The sequence below is a fragment of the Stenotrophomonas sp. TEPEL genome (genome assembly GCF_004348785.1).
Lineage (GTDB): Bacteria > Pseudomonadota > Gammaproteobacteria > Xanthomonadales > Xanthomonadaceae > Stenotrophomonas > Stenotrophomonas indicatrix.
Window position 1 is genome coordinate 3,321,793 of the sequence record NZ_QQXJ01000001.1, and the last position, 21,747, is coordinate 3,343,539.

Annotated in this window: 19 protein-coding genes; 8 read left to right on the forward strand and 11 right to left on the reverse strand. The window is 66.5% G+C overall.

Features of this window, described 5'->3' with window-relative positions; genetic code table 11:
- Positions 1-8: 8 nt before the first annotated feature.
- The 3 genes from folC to TEP_RS15250 all read right to left on the reverse strand — a co-directional run bounded on the left by folC (position 9) and on the right by TEP_RS15250 (position 4,330).
- The gene (gene folC, locus TEP_RS15240; RefSeq protein ID WP_132825836.1) at positions 9-1,280 is read right to left on the reverse strand and encodes a bifunctional tetrahydrofolate synthase/dihydrofolate synthase; all 1,272 of its coding nucleotides are present in this window, start codon (positions 1,278-1,280) and stop codon (positions 9-11) included.
- Positions 1,281-1,322: 42 nt separating this feature from the next.
- Positions 1,323-1,967 (reverse strand): histidine phosphatase family protein, encoded by a 645-nt coding sequence (locus TEP_RS15245; RefSeq protein WP_132825837.1) that lies wholly within the window; start codon positions 1,965-1,967, stop codon positions 1,323-1,325.
- 200 nt (positions 1,968-2,167) lie between these two features.
- Positions 2,168-4,330: a S46 family peptidase gene (locus tag TEP_RS15250; RefSeq protein WP_132825838.1), complete on the reverse strand. Its 2,163-nt coding sequence runs from the start codon at positions 4,328-4,330 to the stop codon at positions 2,168-2,170.
- Positions 4,331-4,667: 337 nt separating this feature from the next.
- On the opposite strand from TEP_RS15250, the gene tdh reads away from it, so the two are divergent.
- Entirely contained in the window at positions 4,668-5,690 is a 1,023-nt protein-coding gene (gene tdh / locus TEP_RS15255) for an L-threonine 3-dehydrogenase (RefSeq protein WP_117309640.1), read from the forward strand.
- A 195-nt stretch (positions 5,691-5,885) separates the two neighbouring features.
- Here tdh and TEP_RS15260 read toward each other — a convergent pair whose 3' ends face one another.
- A complete protein-coding gene (locus TEP_RS15260) occupies positions 5,886-6,578 on the reverse strand; it encodes a TorF family putative porin (protein ID WP_032977413.1) in 693 nt (230 codons plus the stop codon).
- 210 nt (positions 6,579-6,788) lie between these two features.
- On the opposite strand from TEP_RS15260, the gene kbl reads away from it, so the two are divergent.
- Positions 6,789-7,994, forward strand: coding sequence for a glycine C-acetyltransferase (gene kbl, locus TEP_RS15265; RefSeq protein ID WP_132825839.1), 1,206 nt, complete (start codon positions 6,789-6,791; stop codon positions 7,992-7,994).
- Positions 7,995-8,107: 113 nt separating this feature from the next.
- Here kbl and TEP_RS15270 read toward each other — a convergent pair whose 3' ends face one another.
- The 4 genes from TEP_RS15270 to TEP_RS15285 all read right to left on the reverse strand — a co-directional run bounded on the left by TEP_RS15270 (position 8,108) and on the right by TEP_RS15285 (position 11,173).
- Positions 8,108-8,443 (reverse strand): hypothetical protein, encoded by a 336-nt coding sequence (locus TEP_RS15270; RefSeq protein ID WP_132825840.1) that lies wholly within the window; start codon positions 8,441-8,443, stop codon positions 8,108-8,110.
- 84 nt (positions 8,444-8,527) lie between these two features.
- The gene (locus TEP_RS15275) at positions 8,528-9,337 is read right to left on the reverse strand and encodes a pseudouridine synthase (protein ID WP_025878094.1); all 810 of its coding nucleotides are present in this window, start codon (positions 9,335-9,337) and stop codon (positions 8,528-8,530) included.
- Between the two features lie 20 nt (positions 9,338-9,357).
- Positions 9,358-9,864, reverse strand: coding sequence for a hypothetical protein (locus TEP_RS15280; RefSeq protein ID WP_132825841.1), 507 nt, complete (start codon positions 9,862-9,864; stop codon positions 9,358-9,360).
- Positions 9,865-10,081: 217 nt separating this feature from the next.
- Positions 10,082-11,173: an OmpA family protein gene (locus TEP_RS15285; protein ID WP_025878092.1), complete on the reverse strand. Its 1,092-nt coding sequence runs from the start codon at positions 11,171-11,173 to the stop codon at positions 10,082-10,084.
- A gap of 358 nt (positions 11,174-11,531) precedes the next feature.
- On the opposite strand from TEP_RS15285, the gene TEP_RS15290 reads away from it, so the two are divergent.
- From TEP_RS15290 to TEP_RS15310, 5 genes are all read left to right on the forward strand, one after another.
- Complete coding sequence (locus TEP_RS15290; protein ID WP_132825842.1) at positions 11,532-12,551, forward strand: zinc-binding alcohol dehydrogenase family protein; 1,020 nt, start codon at positions 11,532-11,534, stop codon at positions 12,549-12,551.
- Between the two features lie 106 nt (positions 12,552-12,657).
- The gene (locus tag TEP_RS15295) at positions 12,658-13,287 is read left to right on the forward strand and encodes a hypothetical protein (RefSeq protein WP_132825843.1); all 630 of its coding nucleotides are present in this window, start codon (positions 12,658-12,660) and stop codon (positions 13,285-13,287) included.
- A gap of 106 nt (positions 13,288-13,393) precedes the next feature.
- Positions 13,394-15,424, forward strand: coding sequence for an NADPH-dependent 2,4-dienoyl-CoA reductase (locus TEP_RS15300; RefSeq protein WP_132825844.1), 2,031 nt, complete (start codon positions 13,394-13,396; stop codon positions 15,422-15,424).
- Between the two features lie 299 nt (positions 15,425-15,723).
- A complete protein-coding gene (locus TEP_RS15305) occupies positions 15,724-16,182 on the forward strand; it encodes a cell wall hydrolase (RefSeq protein ID WP_025878087.1) in 459 nt (152 codons plus the stop codon).
- Positions 16,183-16,268: 86 nt separating this feature from the next.
- Positions 16,269-16,880 (forward strand): glutathione S-transferase N-terminal domain-containing protein, encoded by a 612-nt coding sequence (locus TEP_RS15310; RefSeq protein WP_132825845.1) that lies wholly within the window; start codon positions 16,269-16,271, stop codon positions 16,878-16,880.
- Positions 16,881-16,945: 65 nt separating this feature from the next.
- Here TEP_RS15310 and TEP_RS15315 read toward each other — a convergent pair whose 3' ends face one another.
- The 3 genes from TEP_RS15315 to prpE form a co-directional block, all read right to left on the reverse strand.
- Complete coding sequence (locus TEP_RS15315; RefSeq protein WP_132825846.1) at positions 16,946-17,989, reverse strand: suppressor of fused domain protein; 1,044 nt, start codon at positions 17,987-17,989, stop codon at positions 16,946-16,948.
- 46 nt (positions 17,990-18,035) lie between these two features.
- The gene (locus TEP_RS15320; protein WP_132825847.1) at positions 18,036-18,539 is read right to left on the reverse strand and encodes a hypothetical protein; all 504 of its coding nucleotides are present in this window, start codon (positions 18,537-18,539) and stop codon (positions 18,036-18,038) included.
- Positions 18,540-18,766: 227 nt separating this feature from the next.
- Positions 18,767-20,647, reverse strand: coding sequence for a propionate--CoA ligase (prpE, locus tag TEP_RS15325; RefSeq protein ID WP_132825848.1), 1,881 nt, complete (start codon positions 20,645-20,647; stop codon positions 18,767-18,769).
- A 526-nt stretch (positions 20,648-21,173) separates the two neighbouring features.
- Here prpE and TEP_RS15330 point away from each other — a divergent pair.
- Positions 21,174-21,743: a DUF1190 domain-containing protein gene (locus TEP_RS15330; protein WP_032976852.1), complete on the forward strand. Its 570-nt coding sequence runs from the start codon at positions 21,174-21,176 to the stop codon at positions 21,741-21,743.
- Positions 21,744-21,747: the final 4 nt, after the last annotated feature.

Sequence of the window (21,747 nt, forward strand, 5' to 3'; positions counted from 1 at the left end):
AACGGCGGTCAGGCGTGGGCCTGCAGCCATTGCAGCGCAGCGGCGGCGGTATGGAAGGAACCAAATACCAGCACCCGGTCGCCGCGCTCGGCGCGGGCCAGCACCTGCGCCAGCGCCTGTTCGACCGTGTCGGCCAGCGCCGCAGTGGCTGCCTCGGTATCTGCCAGCCGTGCCTGCAGTTCCGCCGCACTCTGCCCACGCGCGCCATCCAGCCCGGCCAAGGTCCAGTCGCCCACTACCTCCTGCAGCGCCTGCACCACGCCCACGGCGTCCTTGTCCTGCAGCGCGGCGTACACCGCCAGGGTGCGCCCGGGGGATGCCTCGGCCTTCAGCGCGCGCGCCAGCTGGCCGGCTGCCTGCGGGTTGTGGCCGACATCGACGCGAACCTGCACGCCATCGCGCTCGAACGCCTGCAGGCGCCCGGCGATGCGCGCCGCTGCCACGCCTGCGGCCCATGCCGCGCGCGGCACCGGCCGGTCCAGCGCGCGCAGCGCCGCGATCGCCGCACCGGCGTTGGCCAGCTGGATCGGCCCGGCCAGCGTCGGCGTCGGCAGTTCCAGGCGGGTGCCGACATCGCGCCAGCGCCAACGCTGCGCGTCGATCGGTTCGTAGAAATAGTCGCTGCCGCCGCGAATCGCATTGGCACCCACCAGGTAGGCGCGCGCCAGCACGCTCGACGGCGGATCGGTCTCGCCCAGGATCACCGGCTTCCAGCCGCGGATGATGCCGGCCTTCTCGGCACCGATGGCCTCGCGGTCCTCGCCCAGCCATTCGGCGTGATCGATGTCCACGGTGGTGATCACCGCCACGTCGGCGTCGACGATGTTGACCGCATCCAGGCGGCCGCCGAGGCCCACTTCCAGCACGGCCAGATCAAGATCGGCATCGGCGAACAGCTGCAGCGCGGCCAGCGTTCCGTACTCGAAATAGGTCAGCGTCACATCACCGCGCGCTGCCTCGACCGTGTTGAACGCGGCCACCAGTGCGGCGTCATCGACATCCTGGCCAGCGATGCGCACGCGCTCGTTGTAGCGCAGCAGGTGCGGCGAGGTGTACGCGCCGACCTTCCAGCCCGCAGCACGCGCGATGGCCTCGATGAAGGCGACGGTGGAACCCTTGCCGTTGGTACCACCGACCACGATGGTGTGCCTTGCCGGCGTGCCCAGGCCCATCGCGGTGGCCACGGTGCGCACCCGCTCCAGTCCCATGTCGATGCTGGCCGGATGCTGGCGTTCAATGTAGTCCAGCCATTCGGCCAGAGTGGTCGGGGTGTTCTTCACGGCAAGGCTTCCAACAGGTGCAGGTGGTTCAGGGCAGAAGATTCAGAGTGCGCGGTGCTTGGCTTCACCGAAGAACGGCGTGTGGTGGGCGCAGTCGTTCAGGCGCACCACTTCCAGGCCGTCCAGGTCGGCGCCTTCAAGCAGGTTGAGCGTGGTCGGTGCCTGGCGGAAGGTCCACAGCCGCGACAACGGCAGGCCCAGCACCTTGCACAGGATCACCCGGTTGACTGCATCGTGGGCGACCACCAGCAGGGTGTCGTGTTCGCCAAGGCCTTCGGCGGCACGGGCCAGGCCGCGCCAGCTGCGCTCCAGCACCAGGCGCAGCGATTCGCCACCCGGCATCAGCACGGTGTCCGGTTCATTGCGCCACGCCTGCAGGCGCGACGGGTCTTTTTCGTTGATTTCGCTGGCCAGCAGGCCTTCCCACTCACCGTGGGCGATTTCCTGCAGCTCCGGCTCGGTCAGCAGCATGTCGGCGCGTGCAGCACCCAGGGCCAGTTGCGCGGTGCGCTGGGCACGTGACAGCGGCGAGGCCACCGCGCGGGTGATGTCCACCGAAGCCAGGCGGGCGCCCAGCGCTTGGGCCTGGGCCTCACCGATGGGCGAAAGCGGGATGTCGATCTGGCCCTGGTAGCGGCCTTCGGCGTTCCACGGCGTTTCGCCGTGACGGGCAAGCAGGATGCGCATGCGAACAAGGGGTCCTTGGGGGGAGGAGTTCCGGCGTATTGTTCACATCCTGTGAAGTACGCGGAACAGGGATGATACCTGTTCGGCGGACCCGGCCGGACGGGGCATGAAAAAACCCCGCGACAGACGTCGCGGGGTTTCAGGAACTCCGGCTATCTGGTCGAGGTTGCCGGCCAGCGGCCGGCACTACCGCAACCGGTTTATTTCGCCAGGTTCAGTTCCTTCAGCAGCTGCGGCGCCGGCGCCACTTCCTGCATGATCCACTGCATGTAGCGGCTGTCGACGGCGATCATGCGGGTCATCACCGGGTCGAACACCCAGTTGGAACTGACCGATTCCCAGTTGCCGTCGAAGGCCAGGCCGACCAGCTTGCCGTTGGCATCGAGCACCGGCGAACCGGAGTTGCCGCCGGTGATGTCCAGGTTGGACAGGAAGTTCACCGGTACCGAACCGATCCGCTTGTCTTCCAGACCGCCGTAACGCTTGGCCTTGACCGCATCGAGCAGTGCCTTCGGCGAATCGAACGGATCCTCGCCGGTTTCCTTCGCCGCCACACCTTCCAGGGTGGTGAACGGGGTGTACTTCACGCCGTCCTTGCCATAGCCCATCACGTTGCCGAAGGTGATGCGCAGCGACAGGTTGGCATCGGGATAGACGAACTCGCCCTGGCTCTTCTTGTAGTCGGCCACGGCCTGCAGGTAGAGCGGACGAGCGGTCAGCGATTCGCCCTCGCGGATCTTCTTCTGCTCTTCCTGCTTCAGCAGTGCCGGCATGACAGCAACGGCGTACTGGATGGCTGGATCACTGCTGGCTTCAAACGCGGCACGGTCGGCCTTGAACCACTTCAGGCGGGTGTCCAGGCTGCCCAGCTCGGTGCCGCCCAGCTTGGCCACCAGCGACCTCACCGCAGCGGCATCGCTGCCAGCCAACCATGTGTTCAGCACTTCGTTGTCGCGCTGCGCGGCCGGCAGGGCCACGTACTGCTCCAGCCAGTAGGCCTGCAGCTGCTGGTCCATCTTCGCCACGTAGCGGCGATCCATCTGCTTCAGGCTGCCCTCGATGGTGGTCAGGTCGCGGTCCTGGTAACCCGCTTCGCGCTCGGCGTCGGGCTTGCTGCGCTCGATCGACAGGCGGTACAGGGTGATGGCCGCGCCCACCGCGGAGGTGTTGTTGAACTGGCCGACGAACAGGTCGCGCTCGCGCGTCGACTTGCTGGTATCCAGGTGCTGCAGCAGCTGCGCGTGTGCAGCCAGTGCCGGCTTGCCGGCAGCGCCCTGCTTCTTCAGCCAGGCCAGCACCGCCGCTTCTTCGGCCTGCTTCTGGCCGGCGGCATCGATGCGCTTGAAGCCTTCCAGCTGGCCCAGGTAGTTCTTGGCCACGTTGTTCATGCTGGCCGCGGTGGCGGCGTACTTCACCTTGACGTCGGCGTCGGCCTTGCCGGCGTCGGCGATCATCTTCAGCACCGCGTTGTAGTGGCGGGCGATGGTCGGGTAGGTGAAGCTGGCGGTCTCGTTGAACTCGCCGGCCAGCGCGTAGCGGTTGGTGCGGCCCGGGTAGCCGGCCACCATCACGAAGTCGTCGGCGCCCAGCGGCGTATCGGCGAACTTCAGGAAGTGCTTGGGCTGGTACGGCACATTGTCGGCCGAGAACGCGGCCGGCTTGCCATCCTTGCCGACGTAGGCACGGTAGAACGAGAAATCACCGGTGTGGCGCGGCCACATCCAGTTGTCGACGTCACCGCCGAACTTGCCGACGCTGCCCGGAGGCGCATAGACCAGGCGCACGTCCTTGATTTCCAGGTTGCGGAACAGGCGGTAGGTGTTGCCGCCGGAGAACGAGTACAGGCGGCAGCGGAAGCCGGCATCGGCTTCACACGCGGCGACCTGGGCCTTGTCGAAAGCGTCCAGCGCACGGCTGCGGGCCAGCGGGTCCTTGCCGGCGCCGGCGATGGCCGCCTTGGCCTGGGCAGTGACGTCGGTGATCTGGTCGAGCACGAACACGCGGGCATTCGGGCCAGCACTCAGTTCATCGCTGAGCTTGGGCGCGTTGAAGCCGTCCTTGATCAGGTTCTTCTGTGCGGTCGAGTTCAGCTGGATCGCACCATAGGCACAGTGGTGGTTGGTGACCACCAGGCCCTGCGGGGAGACAAAGCTGGCGGTGCAGCCGCCCAGCGCGACCACCGCCCCCATCGGGTCACCGGTCAGGTTGGCCAGCTGTTCCGGGGACAGCTTGAGGCCGGCCTTCTGCAGCGGGCCGGCGATTTCCGGCAGCTGCTGCGGCACCCACATGCCTTCAGCGGCATGGGCGACCTGGACCAGCCCAAGGCTGGCGACGACGGAGAATGCAAGCAGGTTCGAGCGCATGGAGCAGCCCTTGGTAGTGGAACCCTCGATTGTAGCCCGCCGCCCTGCCCCGGCCCGAACCCCGGAAGTAATGCAATCAGGTGCTTCCACCGTTCAGCGTCTCCATTGCGATCGGACCGAGGCGGGAGGCCAGGCCTCCCGCCTCCCCTCCCTCTCCAGGCCTCGGAAGGTAGCGCCGGGCCATGCCCGGCGAGCATAGCGCCCACGTTCGAAACGCCCGCCTGCGCACAGCTTTCGTTCCCCCACTGCACCCGCAGCGCAACATGGGAAATCCGCGTGGCGCCCTATAATCCGCGCTTTCCCCCTGATGAGTTCCACCCCGATGGCGCAGCAAACGATGAAGGCCCTGGTCAAGCGCGAAGCGGCCAAGGGCATCTGGATGGAAGAGGTTCCGGTGCCGACCCCGGGCCCCAACCAGGTCCTGATCAAGCTGGAAAAGACCGCGATCTGCGGCACCGACCTGCACATCTACCTGTGGGACGAGTGGAGCCAGCGTACGATCAAGCCGGGCCTGACCATCGGCCATGAATTCGTCGGCCGCATCGCGCAGATCGGCCCGGGCGTGACCGGCTACGAGATCGGCCAGCGCGTGTCGGCCGAAGGCCACATCGTCTGCGGCCACTGCCGCAACTGCCGCGGCGGTCGTCCGCACCTGTGCCCGAACACCGTCGGCATCGGCGTCAACGTCAACGGTGCGTTCGCCGAATACATGGTGATGCCGGCCAGCAACCTGTGGCCGATTCCCGACCAGATCCCGTCCGAGCTGGCCGCCTTCTTCGACCCGTACGGCAATGCCGCGCATTGCGCGCTGGAATTCAACGTCATCGGCGAAGACGTGCTGATCACCGGCGCCGGCCCGATCGGCATCATCGCGGCGGGCATCTGCAAGCACATCGGTGCACGCAACGTGGTGGTGACCGACGTCAACGACTTCCGCCTGAAGCTGGCCGCCGACATGGGCGCCACCCGCGTGGTCAACGTCGCCAACACCTCGCTGAAGGACGTGATGAAGGAACTGCACATGGAGGGCTTCGACGTGGGCCTGGAAATGAGCGGCAACCCGCGCGCGTTCAACGACATGCTCGACTGCATGTACCACGGCGGCAAGATCGCCATGCTCGGCATCATGCCCAAGGGCGCCGGCTGCGACTGGGACAAGATCATCTTCAAGGGCCTGACCGTGCAGGGCATCTACGGCCGCAAGATGTACGAGACCTGGTACAAGATGACCCAGCTGGTGCTGTCCGGCTTCCCGCTCGGCAAGGTGATGACCCACCAGCTGCCGATCGACGACTTCCAGAAGGGCTTCGACCTGATGGAAGAAGGCAAGGCCGGCAAGGTGGTTCTCAGCTGGAATTGATTCATCGTGGCTTCGCCACGTTGAATCCGCGCAGGTTTCCTTATCCCCGCGCCTTCGGCGCGCCCCCTTGAACAACAAGGGGGCTCTTCCCCAGATGGGGTCAAGAACACCGAGGAACGGAAAAAGGCGCCCGATGGGCGCCTTTTTCGTAAAGCGTGCCAGGCAAGCCTGGCACCTACCGTAACGCCTGCGGCGTTACTTGCCTACGGCGACGCTCAGCATCACCCGGCTGTGGGCCAGCTTGCCGGAGTTGTCGCGGCCGTTGCCATCGGTGCCGTAGTAGCCCAGGCCGACATTGAACAGGCCGAACTGGCGGGCGACGCCGACGTTCCAGTCGGTGTAGTCCTTGGCGATACCGTCCTCGAAGGTGCTGCGGCCGACGTTGGCATTGAGCGTGAAGTCCTTCGGCAGGCCCCAGCTGCCACCCAGGCCGAAGTACCAGCCGTCGGTGCTGCTGTTCCACACATCGTTGCTGTAGGCCACCGTCAGCTTGTAGGTGTCGTCCAGCGTGGTGGTGGTGATCAGCTCGTTGTAGTTCTGGTGGCTGGCCTTGAGGTAGGTGTAACGGTTCAACAGCACGTCGAAGTTGACGCGCTCGGTCACGTCCACGCCGTAGCCGATCAGGTAGTCGACCTCGGTCTTCGGATCGCCCGGACCGAAGTCCACGCCCGAGCCCCAGACGCCGGCATACAGGCCCACCGGGCTGGTGTAGGTGAAGCCGGCCTGCAGGGTCGGATCCTCATCGGTCTGCGACACACCACGGAACAGGTAGTCCGAGACGGCGGTGACGTTCCAGCTGTACGGAGATTCGTTGTCCTGGGCGCTGGCGGCGAATGGCGCGAGAGTCAGGGCGGCGGCAATGGCGAGGCAGGCACGGGCGTGCTTCATGAGCGTCTCCGGTGGGGGGCGGTGGCGTGGAAGGCGGGATCTGCAGCGGGCGCAGCGACCGGAGCAGACAGCCCCGGTTCACGAATTTTTAACCCGTTTGCTATTGCGATGCAACATGTGCCGGCCATGGCGGCGCCCGGTCCGGCCCGGTTCGCAGCCTCCGATGCCCGGTAGAATCAGCGGTTTCCCGTGCTGAGCCGTGCCCACGCCATGACCGACTCCTCCGCCCTGACCCGCCACTATGCTGAGGAACTGGACGCCATCCGCGCCCAGGGCCTGTTCAAGTCCGAGCGGATCATCACCAGCCCGCAGTCCGCCGAGATCACCCTGGAAGACGGCCGCAAGGTGCTGAACTTCTGCGCCAACAACTACCTCGGCCTGGCCGACCATCCGGATCTGATCCAGGCCGCGAAGGACGCGCTGGACAGCCATGGTTTCGGCATGGCCTCGGTACGCTTCATCTGCGGCACCCAGGACCTGCACAAGCAGCTGGAGAAGCAGATCGCCGACTTCTTCGGCAAGCAGGACACCATCCTGTACGCGGCCTGCTTCGACGCCAACGGCGGCCTGTTCGAACCGCTGCTGGGCGAGAACGACGCGATCATTTCCGACGCACTGAACCATGCCTCGATCATCGACGGCGTGCGCCTGTGCAAGGCCAAGCGCTTCCGCTACGCCAACTGCGACATGGCCGACCTGGAAGCGCAGCTGCAGGCGGCCGATGCGGCCGGCTGCAAGACCAAGCTGATCACCACCGACGGCGTGTTCTCGATGGACGGCTTCATCGCGCCGCTGGACGAGATCACCGCGCTGGCGAAGAAGTACAACGCGCTGGTGCACATCGACGAATGCCATGCCACCGGCTTCCTCGGCGCGACGGGCCGCGGCTCGGCCGAGGTCAAGGGCGTGCTGGAGAAGATCGACATCATCACCGGCACCTTGGGCAAGGCCATGGGCGGCGCACTGGGTGGCTTCACCTGCGCCAGCGCCGAAGTGATCGAGCTGCTGCGCCAGCGCTCGCGCCCGTACCTGTTCTCCAATTCGCTGCCGCCGCACGTGGTCGCCGCCGGCATCAAGGCGTTCGAGATGCTGGCCGCGGCCGATGACCTGCGCAGCACCCTGGCTGCCAACACCAGCTACTTCCGCGAGAAGATGACCGCTGCCGGCTTTGACGTGAAGCCCGGCGTGCATCCGATCAGCCCGGTGATGCTGTACGACGCACCGCTGGCGCAGAAATTCGCCGAGCGGCTGCTGGAAGAAGGAATCTATGCGATCGGTTTCTTCTTCCCGGTGGTGCCCAAGGGCCAGGCCCGCATCCGCACCCAGATCAGCGCCGCGCACAGCCGCGAGCACTTGGACCGCGCGATTGATGCATTCACCCGCATCGGTGTCGAGCTGGGCGTGATCAAGGGCTGAGCGCAGCCGGGGTCCGATCCCTGCAGGGTAGCGCCGGGCCATGCCCGGCGGTTTCCCGATCTACGCGCTCGCCGGGCATGGCCCGGCGCTACCGAAATGACGCGCTCTGCGCGTCATTTCTTTTTCTTTTTGTCCTTGGGCTCGTCCTTGCTGGCGACCACCACCGGCTTGGCGGCAGCATCCTGCCCATTGCCCTTGGCCACGCGGATGCCATTGGCCTTCATCCAGGCATCGAACTGATCGGCGGTCATCTTCTGGTCGCCGTTGCTCATCATGAAGCGATAGCTGCCGCGGCCATCCAGCTCCGGGGTCTTCACTTCAACCACCGGGGTTTCGGCCGGGCGATCGGCCTTGGCCGTCTTCTTGTGGCCGCCGCAGGCCGTCAACAGCACGATCGGCAACAACAGGCTGGCGCAGCGCAGGGTTTGCTTGAGGGTCGGGTGATACATGGCAGGCTCCGTTCTGGACGTTCGACACCCAGGCGCCCCCTACGCCTGGAACGGTGGCCGGCAAGCGCCGGCCGTGGGCATCACTCAGCCCGGTGCAGCGGCCCCCAGCCGCTGCTGGTCGCTGACCTCCAGCGCCCGCCACTGGCCCTTGCCGAGATCGCCGAGCGTGAGCTCGCCGATCGCAACGCGGACCAGGCGCAGCACCTGCAGGTCGAAGGCCGCCAGCAGGCGACGGATATGGCGGTTGCGGCCCTCGTCAAGGACCACCTCCAGCCAGGCGGTCTTGTCGCCGCTGCGCAGCACGCGCACGGCCAGGGCAAGCAGGAACTCGCCCTCGTCTTCGACACCGGCGCGCAGCGCGGCCAGAGTGTCCTCGTCGGGCAGGCGATCGACCTGCACGTGGTAGGTCTTGTGCGGACCGGTCTGCGGATCAGTCAGGCGTGCAGCCCACTGCGGATCATTGCTGAACAGCAACAGGCCTTCACTGGCCTTGTCCAGGCGACCGACCGGCGCGATCCACGGCAGGCCGGCGCCATCGAAGCAGCGGTATACGGTGTCGCGGCCACGCTCGTCCTGCACGGTGGTGACCACCCCGCGCGGCTTGTTGAGCATCAGGTACAGACGTTGCGGCGCGCCCATCGGCTGGCCGTCGACCTCGATCGGCGGCGCCGGGCTGGCAATCGGGAACTCCGGATCACGGACGATGCGCCCGGCGACACGAACGCGGCCATCGGCGATCCAGCGCGCGGCCTCGCTGCGCGAACACACGCCGGCCTTGGACAGCACGCGCGCCAGGCCATGGCGCACGCCAGCGGAAACCGCAGGGGGATTCGCACGCCCACGCGCAGCGTGGGAGCGGGCAGCGGGGGCAGCAGGTGGGCGGCGCGTACGCAAGCCTCTGCTCCCCGCCGCGCTTACTTCTTGTCGACCGGCTTGGTCTCAGCCGGCACTTCGGCTGCGGCCGGGGTGGCTGCCGGAACCGGACGTGCCTTGACCACGCGTACGCCGCGCGCCTTCATCCAGGCGTCGAACTCTTCGGCGGTCATGCGCTTGCCGTTCTGGCTCATGTCGAAGCGCCACGGCGTGTTGTCGAACTCGGTCTGCGGCTTGTACGCGGCCGGATCATTGGGCTTCACCGCCGGCGCGCTCGGAATCGCCTTGGCGATGTTCTGGCAGCCGTCGATGCGCAAACGCTGCAGCACCTGGTCCAGCGACTGCGACGGATCGTAGCTGCTGCCCAGCACGCCGCTGGCCATGCCCAGCTGGCTGCTGCGGATGTACAGCTCGTCGGCCACCGGGGCGACGGCCGTGGCCGGCAACGGCAGCGGTGAGGCGCTGGTGGTGACCGAGCAATCAACCGCAGCGTGAGCAGCAGGAACCAGGGCCAGCGCCAGAACGGCAGCCGATGCAGAGCGCAGCATGAGGGCATCCACGAAAGGAAGTGACGCGGCGAGTTTAGCAATGCCGTGCCATCTTTCAAGCGCCACTTTCAATGAATACGCCAACTCATTGGTTTAATAAGCAAATTGCCGACGAACGGTCACCAGTCCAGCGCTGATTCGTCATTGCCGAACGCACAAACAACAAGACCCGGCCGAAGCCGGGTCCTGCTGTGTCTTACTGGCAGAGCGTCAGAACTTAGTTCTGGACGTTCAGCTCGGTACGACGGTTCTTGGCGCGACCTTCCGGATTGTCCGAACCATCCGGGTTGGTGTTCGGCGCAATCGGACGGCTCTCGCCGTAGCCGATCGGGCCGGCCAGACGGCCAGCGTCGACGCCGTTCTTGGTCAGGTAGTTGTACACCGCGGTAGCACGGCGCTCCGACAGCTTCTGGTTGTAAGCGTCGGTACCCTTCGAGTCGGTGTGACCGGCAACTTCAACGCGCAGATCCGGGTAACGCTTCAGGATCTCGGTGGCTTCGCTCAGGATGGCCACAGCGTCCGGACGCAGGTTCGACTTGTCGAAGTCGAAGTTCACGCCCTTCAGGTCGATCGAGACCGGCACCGGGCAACCGTCCGGACCGATGGTCTGACCCGGCTGCGAGTTCGGGCACTTGTCGTCGCAGTTGTTGACGCCGTCACCGTCGTCATCCAGGTCGGCGCAGCTCGGGGCAACCGGAGCCGGAGCCGGAGCAGCAGCCACCGGGGCCGGGCCCAGCGGGATCACGACGCCGACCGAAGCCAGCACGTCGCCGAACCAGCTTTCGTCGCGCGCGGCGATGCTCTGGTCGTCAAAGTCAGCGCGGTAGGCCACTTCGGCGCGGACAGCAACGCGCTTGTCGAAGGTGGTCTGCAGGCCGACGCCGAGCTTGGCAGCCAGGTTGCCGTCCTTGCGCTCACGCGGACCGTTGGTGTCCAGAGCCGGGTACTCTTCTTCCGACTTCTGGTAGCCCAGGCCGCCCACGATGTAGGGGTTCCAGCCGCGGCCTTCCTTGATGAAGTGGCGACGCAGATCGAACGACACGCCGTACTGCGACCAGTTCTGATCCTGGTTGGCGTCGAAGTTCGGGTTCTGGTAGTTCAGCTCACCATCCAGCGACCAGTTCGGGCTGATGAACTTGCCCAGACCCAGGGTCACGAACGGAGCGTCGTTGGTCAGGCGGTCGTTGTCCTGGAAGTTGAAGCCGGCCGAACCGGTCAGGTACCAGCGGTCATCGAACTCCTGCGCCGACGCAGCCTGGGCGAAAGCCAGACCGCCCAGCAGCGCGGCAGTAAGGATCTTCTTGTTCATTGAGTACAGCTCCTATTTCGGGGGTATGAAACCGGTAGAGGCATGGGCCAGCACTACTGCGTCGATGTTCAGACAGCCGATTCAGCACGCCACCGCCGCGAACATTATGCTCAGGCGGGTGAAGGTCATGTTAACAGTCCCGTAACATGTGAAGCGCCGCGCACGACCGGCCACCGGTCCGACGTTGAAACCCTATACAGGATGATGAAAATCCGCAAGACCCGCGCACCACAAGGGTTTGGAAGGGTTTAACGGCCAGATGCGTCAGAGTTGGGGCGGGTTATCCCAAAGCGGTTCAGCGCGCGCCCATCGAGGTGAGGAACCTTATGATGCAGACAGGAACCGAGCTGGAGCTGCAATGAAAGCCGTCGCCCTGTGCCGTGACTCCGCCCCTGCCCTGCGCGATCTGGTGTTGCCACCGCCGCAGCCGCCGCGTGGTCGTGACCTGCTGATCCGTGTCGAAGCGCTTTCCGTCAATCCCGTCGACGGCAAGCTGCGTGCAGCCACGTCGGCCGCGTCGCTGGATACCCCGCGCATTCTCGGCTGGGACGCGGCAGGGGTGATCGAAGCGATGGGCGAGGAGGCCAGCCTGTTCGCCTCCGGTGACGAGGTCTACTACGCAGGAGATGTCACCCGCCCTGGCTGCAATGCGCAGTATCAGCTGGTGGATGAGCGGCTGGTGGCACGCAAACCGACCACCCTCGATTTCGCCGAAGCAGCCGCGCTGCCGCTGACCACCCTTACTGCCTGGGAACTGCTGTTCCAGCGCATGCCCCTGCAGCTGGATGATCGCCGCCACGCCGGCCAGCGCCTGCTGGTGATCGGTGGTGCCGGCGGCGTCGGCTCGATGGCGATCCAGCTGGCCCACCATGCGGGGTTTGAGGTCATTGCCACCGCCTCGCGTGAAACCTCGATCGACTGGTGCCGGCGGATGGGCGCCCAGCATGTCATCGACCATCGCCAGCCCCTGTTGCCGCAGCTGCAGGCGCTTGGCGTCGACGAAGTGCAGGTGGCACTCAACCTGGCCGACACCGATCACTACTGGGACGAACTGGGCCAGCTGCTGGCGCCACAGGGACATGTAGGCCTGATCGTGGAACCCCGCGGCCCGCTGCGCATCGGCGATCCCTACAAGGCCAAGTGCATCGGCATCCATTGGGAATTCATGTTCGCCCGCGCGCGCTTTGCCACCGCCGACCGCATTGAGCAGCACCGCATCCTCAACCGCGCCGCCAGCATGATCGACGCGGGCCAGTTGCGCGGCACGCTGAGCGAAGTGCTGGGCCCGATCAATGCGGCCAACCTGGATGCCGCGCATCAGCGTCTGGCCGGCGGCCGCACGATCGGCAAGCTGGCGCTGGCCGGCTGGGACGACTGATTCACCACCCACAGCCTGTCGCAGTGGATTGGCCGACATCTGTATCTATTGAACGGCCTGTTTCGGGGATAGGGTGGGAACAGATCCTCCTCCCTCCGAGCCTGTCATGCCCACCGCCCTGCCCCTGCGCCTGCTGCAACTGATCGTCGGCCTGTTCCTTTACGGCTTCGGCGCCTCACTGATGATCCGCGCGGCCATCGGTGTCGCGCCGTGGGACGTGCTGTCGCAGGGCATCGCCGCGCAGACGCCGTTGTCGTTCGGCCTGGCCACCAACGTGATCGGCGCGCTGGTACTGCTGCTGTGGTGGCCGCTGCGGCAGAAGCCCGGCGTCGGCACTGTGCTCAATGTGATGCTGATCGGCCCCTCGGCCCAGTTCGGGTTGTGGCTGCTGCCGCCGGCGGTCGGCCTCGGCTGGCAGGTGGCGATGTTCTGCGCCGGCATGCTGCTGGTGGCGCTGGCCACCGGTCTGTACATCGGCGCCAAGCTCGGCCCTGGCCCGCGCGATGGCCTGATGACCGGACTGCACGCGCGCACCGGCTGGCCGATCTGGAAGGTGCGCAGCCTGATTGAAGGCAGCGTGCTGCTGCTGGGTTGGTGGCTGGGCGGCAATGTCGGCGTCGGCACGCTCGCCTTCGCGTTGCTGATCGGACCGTTGTGCGGGGTCACGCTTGGCTGGTTCGGGATCGGCCGCGCACCGGTAGTGCCGGCCGCTGGCCGGCAACCGCAATCGCCCTGAGCTGACCGGTAGGCCGGGCATGGCACGGCGCTACCGAGCGAGGCAGCCCTTGCCCCGGGCGCCGTTTCGCGGCACCCTTCGCGCTTCCGTACGCAAGCGTATCGACATGTCGCCAGCCAACGAAAGCGCCTATCCCCACCTGTTCGCCCCGCTGGACCTGGGCTTCACCCAGCTGCGCAACCGCGTGCTGATGGGCTCGATGCACACCGGCCTGGAGGACCGCGCACGCGACTTCCCGCGCCTGGCCGCCTACTTCGCAGAGCGCGCTGAAGGCGGCGTTGGCCTGATCGTCACCGGCGGCTTCGCGCCCAACGTGGTCGGCTGGCTCAAGCCGTTCGGCGGCAAACTGTCCTGGCCTTGGGAAGTGCGCCCGCATCGGCAGTTGACCGCCGCCGCGCACCAGCACGGCGCGAAGATCTGCCTGCAGCTGCTGCATGCCGGGCGCTACGCCTATCACCCGCTGTCGGTAGCGCCGTCGAAGCTGAAGGCGCCGATCAATCCGTTCACCCCGCGCGCCTTGTCGGCCAGCGGCGTCGAGCGGCACATCGCCGACTATGCACGCAGCGCGAAGCTGGCCCGCGACGCCGGCTACGACGGCGTGGAAGTGATGGGCTCGGAGGGTTACCTCATCAACGAGTTCATCGCCCCGCGCACCAACAAGCGCGATGACCGCTGGGGCGGTGATGCCGCACAGCGCATGCGCTTCGCGGTGGAGATCGTGCGCCGCATCCGCGAAGCCTGCGGCCCGGATTTCATCATCATCTACCGCCTGTCGCTGGTCGACCTGGTCGAAGACGGCAGCAACTGGGAAGAGATCGTGCAGCAGGCCCAAGCCATCGAGGCCGCCGGTGCGACGATCCTCAATTCCGGTATCGGCTGGCACGAAGCGCGCATTCCGACCATTGCCACGTCGGTACCGCGTGGCGCATTCGCCGCGGTCACCGCCAAGCTCAAGCCGCACGTGTCGTTGCCGCTGGTGGCGACCAACCGCATCAACATGCCCGAGGTCGCCGAACGCATCCTCGCCGATGGCGGGGCCGACATGGTGTCGCTGGCACGCCCGCTGCTGGCCGACCCGCAGTGGCCGAACAAGGCCCGCGCCGGCCGCGCCGAAGCCATCAACACCTGCATCGCCTGCAACCAGGCCTGCCTGGACCACGTGTTCGAGAACAAGCTGGCCAGTTGCCTGGTCAACCCGCGTGCCGCCCACGAGACCGAGCTGGTCTACACCCCGACCTCCGCACCGAAGCGGGTGGCCGTGGTCGGCGCCGGCCCGGCCGGACTGGCCTGCGCCACGGTTGCTGCCGAACGCGGCCACCAGGTCACCCTGTTCGAGGCCAGCGAAGAGATCGGCGGCCAGTTCAACGTGGCCAAGCGTATTCCCGGCAAGGAAGAGTTCCACGAGACCCTGCGCTACTTCCGCCACAAGCTGGGCGAGACCGGCGTGCAGCTGCGCCTTGGCACCCGTGCCGACGCGGCCAGCCTGGCCGGCTTCGACGAGGTCGTACTGGCCACCGGCATCGTGCCGCGCAAGGTCGACTTCCCCGGTGCCGACCACGCCAAGGTGGTCAACTACCTGGACGTGCTGCTGGGCCGGGTCGAGGTCGGTGGCAGCGCCGCCATCATCGGCGCCGGTGGCATCGGCTTCGATGTCGGCGAGTTCCTTGCCCATGACGGCCCCTCGCCATCGCTGGACCCGCAACGCTGGATGGCCGAATGGGGCGTGGATGCCACCTTCGAGGCCCGCGGTGCACTGGCCCGCCCGGCCGTGGAGGCGTCGCCGCGCAGGTTGTGGCTGCTGCAGCGCAGTGCCGGCAAGCCCGGGGCACGCCTGGGCAAGACCACCGGCTGGATCCACCGCGCCACGCTGAAGGCCAAGGGCGTGCGCATGCTCGGCGGTGTCGAGTACCTGGGCGTGGACGACGCAGGCCTGCGCATCCGCGTGGACGGCAGCGAACAGCTGCTGCCGGTCGACCACGTGGTGATCTGTGCCGGCCAGGAACCGCAGCGCGCGCTGCAGGCCGAACTGCAGGCTGCGGGCATCGCCGCACACTTGATCGGTGGTGCAGATGTGGCCGCCGAACTCGATGCAAAACGTGCGATCGATCAGGGCAGCCGGCTCGCCGCCGCGCTCTGATGAACACCTGAATGGGGGCCGGAATGTGATTTCCGTCACCGGCCCCCAAGCTGAATGTCAAGCCGGACGATTCAGGATGCGTTCGGCAATCCCCCCCTACCTTGCGCCGACTTTCTGCTCACCAGCCAGTTTCCGGTGAGCCGGTGCGGACCCCGCCGATCGATCCACGATCGTGTTCTTGGGGCCGCCCACGGGGCAGCCCCGATGGCCGCCTCCCCATGACGCCAAGTCGTACCCCGCCTCCAGCAGCCTGCGCTGCCGGAACCGCCAGGTGCGTCCCACACGGAGCAAGGAGTTATATGAAACTGGCCTGGATTCTCTGGCTGTCGCAGTTGCTGCCGCAGCCGGCCGCTGATTCATTGTGTTTGAGCACCACCGTTTACCTGGAAGCCCGCGACCAGACCCTGCGTGGCCAGCAGGCCGTGGCCGAGGTCGCCCTGCGTCGCCTCGACAGTGGCCTGTGGGGCGACTCGATGTGCCAGGTGGTGACCGCGCGCAAGCAGTTCGCCCCCACCATCGTCTCCCCCGGCACCCAGCTGGGCAACGATGCGGCGTGGAGTGAGGCGATGGACGTGGCCTTCGACGCCGAGCGCAACTGGGCACTGCCGGCCGGCGAGCGCCGCGAGATCGTGCCTGGCGCCAGCCACTTCGCTGCGCTGGCCATTGCCAGCCCGAACTGGCGCAACGCCTACCAGGTGGCCACCATCGGCGATCACACCTTCTACAAAGTGCAGAACCTCAAGCCCCGGCAGTCGTAACGATCCGTTGCCGGTGGCAGCGTTGCCGCGTGCCGCTGGGCTCTGGGATAGTGGTGGTTTCCCGCCACACCCCGCCTGGAGTTCCCATGAAGCTGTACAGCAAGCCCGGTGCCTGTTCCACCGCCGACCACATCGCCCTGCAGTGGACCGGCCAGCCGTTCGAGGTCGAACTGCTGAACAAGGACACCCTGAAGAGTCCGGAATTCCTCAAGATCAATCCGGCCGGTGCGGTACCGGCGATCGTCGATGGCGACTTCGTGCTGGTGCAGAACGCGGCGATCATGGGCTACATCGCCGACAGCTACCCGCAGGCCGGTCTCGGCGGCGATGGCAGCCCGCGCCAGCGCGCTGAAGCCACCCGCTGGCTGGCCTTCGTCAACTCCGACGTGCACCCGGCGTTCTCGCCGCTGTTCGCGCCGGGCAAGTTCATCGCCGATGAAGGCCAGTACGACGCGATCCGCGCCGCTGCGCACAAGCGCCTGCGCGCTCTGTTCGAGACCGCCGACAGGCAGCTGGCCGACAAGCCGTGGCTGGCCGGCTTCCGCAGCTTCGCCGATCCCTACTTCTACATCACCCTGCGCTGGGCGGCCGGCACCAAGGTCGACCTGTCGGGCCTGGACAACCTGGCCGCCTACAAGGCGCGCATGGACGCCGATCCGGGCGTGCAGGCGGTGCTGAAGGCCGAAGGCCTGGCCTGATGGAACCGGGGTCGGATCCGTCTGCGCAGCAGGCGGCTCCGACCCCATTGGTGCCATCGGCGTGGTCAGCCGATTTCGCGGATCACTTCGCCCTTCGCATCGCGCAGGAACGTCGGCAGCACTTCAACCTGCAACGTACTCGACACCGGGTAGGTCCCGCGTTGCGGCCGCACGTCATGCCAGGCCTGCAACGCCGCCTCATCCAGTATCCAGCGCACATTGTCGTCCTCGACCGCGGCCGTGCCATCAGTGGTCGGCATGAACTCCCATTGCCGTTCGCGGCTGACCAGCGTCAGTGCCTTGCCGTAGCGCAGGCGCAGTAGCAGCAGCTCACCCACACTGCCGACCTGCCCGGCCCCCAGCACCAGCGTGGTGATGCCCGCCGTCTGCCGCCAGTCCAGCGTCTCGATGAACAACATGCCGGTACTGGATCCCTCACGCTCGCTACCGGCCTGTACCCGCGCGGCCAGCGCCGGATCGTCCAGCAGATTGCCGCGATGCAGATCGGTGATCCACAGCGGCATCGCTTCCTCAAGCACCTGCAGGACACCGCGCGTGGACCAGCGCTTGATCGCGTCCATTTCCTCGTCGGTCAGCCCCACCACCTGCAGGAACTGCAAATGTCCATTGGCGGTGTCGCGCGGTGGCAACTGCGGATCGGCAACGAATGCCAGATGGCAGAGACGGGTGTCGGTCTCCAATGCGATCGGGCCATTGGCGTTGAGGTGGTGGCCATCCTCGAACACATTGCCGCTGCTGAACACATAGCGCGCCAGATTCTGCAGCAGGTTCATCGGCCACGCAGGCGGCGTGCTGCCTGCATCCTCACCCTTGTCCGCAGCCAGGCGGAACGTCAGCTCGAAACCATAGCCACTGGTGGCCGCATCACTGCTCTCTTTTGCATACAGTTCTGACAGGCCGTAGGTGACGTAGTGCCAATGCGGAACCGGTGATTCGGCCCAGTACACGCTGATGCCGTCGAGCGGATCCTGGCCACCCAGCGTGTACGGCAGCGCGGTACCGAAGTGACGCGGTTCCTGGCCGGCGTACAGCGGTGCCAGCGCGGCATTGATCGCATCCCAACCGGGGGTATCGGTGTCGTCCTGCATGCGGGGCTCCTGGGCGGAAAAAGAGCGGACCACTTTACCCCGCGCGTCAGCCGGGCACGACCTCGGCAGTGACCGGTGCCAGCGAGATCTGGATCTCCTGCCACCAGCGCTGGGCCAGCGCCGGGCTGCGTGCCTTGCCGATCGCGGCGATCATTTCCGGGCACAGTTTTTCCAGGGCGACCGCGTCGGTACAGCGCTCGATCTTCAACTGCATGAAGTAGCCTTTCAGGCCCAGATGGCGGCGCACGGCATCGCTCATCGCGTCGTACAACTGCTGGTACAGCGCCGGATCCTGCTCACGGCCGCTGCACAGCCCGCGCTGCGGTACAGGTTCGGCCCTGCCGCCGACCACTTCGATCAGGCCCAGTGCGGCCAGCTGCTGCAGCGCATCCGGCGGCGCGCGCAGTCCTTCGAACAAGCCGCGCAGTTCGCTTTCATCGCGCTGGCCGTCAACCATCAACAGGATCGAACGCAGCGCCGCCGGCAGGCGCCGGGCACGATCTTCGATTTCCTGGCGGCCAGCGGCCGTCTTGGCATGCAGCAGTGCCATAGCTCCCCCTTCCCACGATGCGATACGCATGCGCGCCCTTGCGGGCACGCCCCCCTGTTCGCCATCCCCGGGTGGCACGCGCGTTCCCCGGCGCGTGCCGCGTGTTGCAGGTCGATGACAGGCGGAGCTTAGCGCATGTCCCGGCAGGCTTGGGTAGCGCCGGGCCATGCCTGGCGGCTTTTCGGCGCGTTGCGCTCGCCGGGCATGGCCCGGCGCTACCACCCCGATCAGCGTCCCAGCGCGCGGCGGATCTCTTCCAGCGCGCCCGGGTCGTCCAGCGTCGACAGGTCGCCGGGGTCGCGCTGCTCAGCCAATGCCTGCAGCGAGCGACGCAGCAGCTTGCCCGAACGGGTCTTGGGCAGCGCGTTGACCACATGGATGTGCGCCGGTCGCGCCACCGCACCCAGCGAGGCGGTCACCGTGGCCATCATCCCGGCCACCACTGCCGCCGGATCTTCGCCATCGAGCCCCTGCTTGAGGGTGACGAACACCAGCGGCACCTGCCCCTTCAATTCGTCCTTCACCCCGATCACCGCGGCCTCGGCCACGCGCGGGTGACTGGAGATGGCCTCTTCGATCTCACGCGTGCCCAAGCGGTGGCCAGCCACGTTGATCACATCGTCGGTGCGGCCGAGGATGAAGGTATAGCCATCGTCATCGCGGATGGCCCAGTCCAGCGAGCTGTACAGCAGTTCCTTGAAGTGGCTGAAGTAGCTCTGCAGGAAGCGGCTGTCGTCATTCCAGACCGTGCTCATGCAGCCCGGCGGCAACGGCGGCGTCATCACCAGCACGCCCTTCTGCCCGGCAGCAACCTCTTCACCGGTGTTCTCGTCGATCACCTTCATCCGGTAGCCGAGATTGGGGAACCCAGGCGAGCCGAACCGCACCGGCTTCATGTCCAGCCCAGGCAGCAGGGTCAATGCCGGCCAACCGGTTTCGGTCTGCCAGTAGTTGTCGATGATCGGCTTGCCCAGCGCGTCGCTGATCCAGTGCGCGGTCGGCTCGTCCAGCGGCTCGCCGGCCAGGAACAGATACTTCAGCGCATCCAGGTCGTGGCGGTGGATGAAATCGGCATCGTGCTTCTTCAGCACGCGGATCGCCGTCGGCGAAGAGAACATCGTGCGCACGTTGTACTGCTCGCACAGCGCCCACCAGATGCCCGGATCGGGGTTGGTCGGCAGCCCTTCGTACAGCAGCGAGGTGCAGCCGCCGATCAACGGGCCATACACGTTGTAGGAATGGCCCACGGCCCAGCCGACATCGGAGGTGGAGAACATCACCTGTCCCGGCTTGCAGTCGAACACGGTCTGCATCGACTGCGCCATCGCCACCGCATAGCCACCGACATCGCGCTGCACGCCCTTCGGCTTGCCGGTGGTGCCGGAGGTGTACAGCAGGTAGCTGGGCTCGCTCGATTCCAGCCATTGCACCGGCACATCGGTCTGCCCGATCTGCGCACGCAGAGTGGCGTACTCGACGTCGCGCCCTTCGATGCGTGGCTCGGCCGGGTCCAGCCCGCGCGAAACGATCAGCACGTGCGGCGGCGGACTGCTGGCTTCGGCGCAGGCGGCATCGACCATCGCCTTGTACGGAATGAGCTTGCCGCCACGCATGCCGGCATCGGCAGCGATCAGCAGCTTCGGCTTGGCATCGTCGATGCGCAGCGCGAGGTTGTGTGCGGCGAAGCCACCGAACACCACCGAGTGCACCGCACCGATACGTGCACAGGCAAGCATGGCGAACACGGCCTCGGCCATGTTCGGCATGTAGATCACCACGCGGTCGCCGTGGCCGACGCCAAGGTGCTTCAGCACGGCGGCGAAGTCGTTCACTTCGCGATACAGCTGGCGATAGGTGATTTCGCGGGTGCTGTTGGTTTCGGTGGAGATGGCGACCAGTGCGAGCTGGTCCGCGCGGTCGGCCAGATGCCGGTCGACGGCGTTGTAGCAGAGGTTGGTTTCACCACCCACGAACCAGCGCCGGAACGGCGGGTTGCTGTAGTCGAGCACCTGCTGTGGTGGCGTGTGCCAATGGATGCGCTTGGCTTCCTCGCCCCAGAATGCCTCCGGCTCGTCGATCGAGCGGCGGTAGGTTTCCTCGTAGTTCATGACGCAGCCCTCCCAGACAAAGTCATGGCTTCGAGCATAGTCCGGCGCTGGCGCGTGGGCCGCCCTACCTTGGTAGGGGGTGTGTTGCCGGCAGGGCTGCGCCCTGCACCCGCCGAAGCAACGGCAACGGCAATGGCAACTGCAACAGCCGAAGCAACAGCAAGAGCGTGCATTCCTTGGGATGGCGGGGTGGGTCCGGTTGCGGGGGACGCCGTGAATACGTCCATGTAGGCTCGGTCGCGCCTTGCTCGTGTGCGCTGTCCTGCGCACACGGCAAGACCAGGGTTGGGCGTCCTGCCCAACCCGCCCGAGGCATGCCTCGGGCCCATGGCGCTCACGCCCCCGCNACCGGACCCACCCCGCCTCCGACAGTTGGCCGGGGGCCAGTAGATCCACGCCATGCGTGGATCAAGCTCGGGATGACAACGAAAATGAAATTCCGTTCATCTTTCCTACTTTGCCGATTCCGGTTGTTGGCCCGGATTTGGCATGATGGAGCATTGCTCCGACTTGAAGGCATGAGGCCATGAAACGTTCCCGCACCACCGCGCTGCTGCTGATGAGCGCTGCGCCGCTGCTGTTCACTGCCTGCCAGAAGGAAGAGCAGGTGCAGGTGCAGGAAGGCCTGTATACCTCGGTGGAGGCCTGCACCACGGCTACCGCTGATCCTTCGGCGTGCCGCAATGCGTTTGCCGAGGCGCAGAAGAAGTCTGCCGACGCAGCGCCGAAGTACGCGACCAAGGAAGCCTGCGAACAGGATTACAAGCCTGAGCAGTGCGTGCAGCAGCACACCTCGGCCGGCACCTCGTTCATCGGTCCGATGATGATGGGCTTCTTCATGTCGCAGATGCTGAGCAACCGCGGTGGCCTGGCCCCGCAGGCGCCGGCTTCGGCGCCGGCCTACCAGGACAAGAGCGCCGGTTGGGCGCGTCCTGCGCCGGGCGGCAGCGGCGGCCTGAACACCGCCAGCGGCATCGGCGCAGGCAAGGCCGGGCTGGCCCCGGTCAGCAGCGAACCGAACCGTGCGGTGACCGCCAGCCGCAGCGGTTTTGGCAGCACCAGTGCGCGCCGCAGCGGCAGCAGCGTCGGCGGCTGATCGA